Source organism: Candidatus Protofrankia californiensis (genome assembly GCF_900634765.1).
GTDB classification, from domain to species: domain Bacteria; phylum Actinomycetota; class Actinomycetes; order Frankiales; family Frankiaceae; genus Protofrankia; species Protofrankia californiensis.
This window is the reverse complement of record NZ_CAAAFT010000064.1, coordinates 1-1680: the sequence shown is the minus strand read 5'-3', so window position 1 is coordinate 1680 and position 1680 is coordinate 1. Positions and strand designations below refer to the sequence as shown.

Here is a 1680-nt window from a genome sequence, read left to right as displayed (position 1 = left end):
CGCGCAACGCCGGGATCACCGCCGACGGGATCGTCGGACCCGTCACCTGGAACCATCTCGTCAAGGACGAACCGAACATCTGACCAGCCCGGAACCAGGCACGCGCCGGTGGGCGCCGGTGGGCGCCGGTGAACCGCCCGCCGGCGCCGTACCGGCCCCGGTGCCGATCGGCGATCAGACTCGGGCAGCCAGCCGGTTTGCGGGTCGGGGCAGGCCGTAGTGGTCACGCAGGGTGCGTCCGGTGTACTCGGTGCGGAACAGGCCGCGGCGCTGCAGGATCGGCACCACCAGATCGACGAAGTCCGCCAGCCCGCCGGGCAGGAACGGCGGCATGATGTTGAAGCCGTCGGCCGCGTCCTGGGTGAACCACTCCTCGAGCTGGTCGGCGATCTGTTCGGGCGTGCCGGCGAAGACGCGGTGGCCGCGACCGCCACCCAACCGGGCGATCAGCTGCCGGAGGTTCAGCCCGTCGCGCCGAGCAAGCTCGGCAACCAGGGTGAACCGGCTCTTGTTGCCGTTGATGTCCCGCTCGTCGGGAAGGTCGGGCAGCGGCCCGTCCAGCGGGAGGCCCGAGAGGTCGACGCCGACCATGTTGGACAGCTGCGCCAGGCCGTACTCGGGGATCTGTAGCGCCGTGAGCTCCTCCTCCAGCTCCCGGGCCCGGACCTCGGTGTCACCGATGATCGGACAGATGCCAGGGAGGATCTTCACATCCTCGGGCGCGCGCCCGTAACGAGCCAGGCGTGACTTCAGGTCCTTGTAGAAGGTCTGGCCGTCGGCGAGGGTCTGCTGGGCGGTGAAGACCGCTTCGGCATACTGCGCCGCGAACTCCTTGCCGTCCTCGGAGGAGCCTGCCTGCACCAGCAGCGGATATCCCTGCGGGGAACGCTGGACGTTGAGCGGTCCCTGAACGCGGAAGAACTCGCCGACATGTCCGAGCTGGTGAATCCTGCCGGTGTCGGCGTAGATCCCGCTCGCCCGGTCGATGACCGGGGCCTCATCCTCCCAGCTGTCCCACAGCTTGGTGGCGACGTCGACGAACTCCCGCGCCCGGGAGTACCGCAGGCTGTGCTCAAGGTGTTCGTCCAGGCCGAAGTTTCGGGCCTCGTCGAGGCTGCTGGAGGTGACGATGTTCCAGCCGGCCCGCCCGCCGCTGATGTGGTCGAGGGAGGCGAACTTGCGGGCGACGTGGAAGGGCTCGTTGAAGGTCGTCGAGACGGTGGCGATCAGGCCGATGTGCTCGGTGACCGCGGCCAGCGCGGAGAGCAGGGTGATCGGCTCGAAACCGCCCAGCACGTTGTGCCGGACCTTGCCCCACAGCGCGAGTCCGTCGGCCAGAAACAGGGAGTCGAGCTTGCCTCGCTCGGCCGTGTGCGCGAGCTCCTGGAAGTACTTCAGGTCGGTGGCGCGTTCGGGCTGGGTCCGGGGGTGACGCCAGGCGGCGTCATGGTGTCCGGCGTTCATCAGGAACGCGTTGAGGTGAAACTTCCGGTTGCCGGCGGCAGGCATGACGTCCCTCTTTCCACGGGCGGCTTCACTATGGGCGGGTGAACGGGTGTTCCAGCGTTTCCCAGCCCCTGCGGGCAGACAGAATAAAGCCTTGCTCGCGCACCCGTCGGCCGGCTCGGGGCCAGGAAGAGCTAAGCCAGGAAGAGCTAAGCCGGGAAGAGTTAGGAGCAG

General features: G+C 68.3%; 1 protein-coding gene. It reads right to left on the bottom strand.

Going from position 1 to position 1680, the window contains the following annotated elements; genetic code table 11:
* Nucleotides 1-174 precede the first annotated feature (174 nt).
* Nucleotides 175-1509 (bottom strand): LLM class flavin-dependent oxidoreductase, encoded by a 1335-nt coding sequence (locus DD1DGNOD_RS03725; protein ID WP_131769449.1) that lies wholly within the window; start codon nucleotides 1507-1509, stop codon nucleotides 175-177.
* Between the last annotated feature and the right edge of the window lie 171 nt (nucleotides 1510-1680).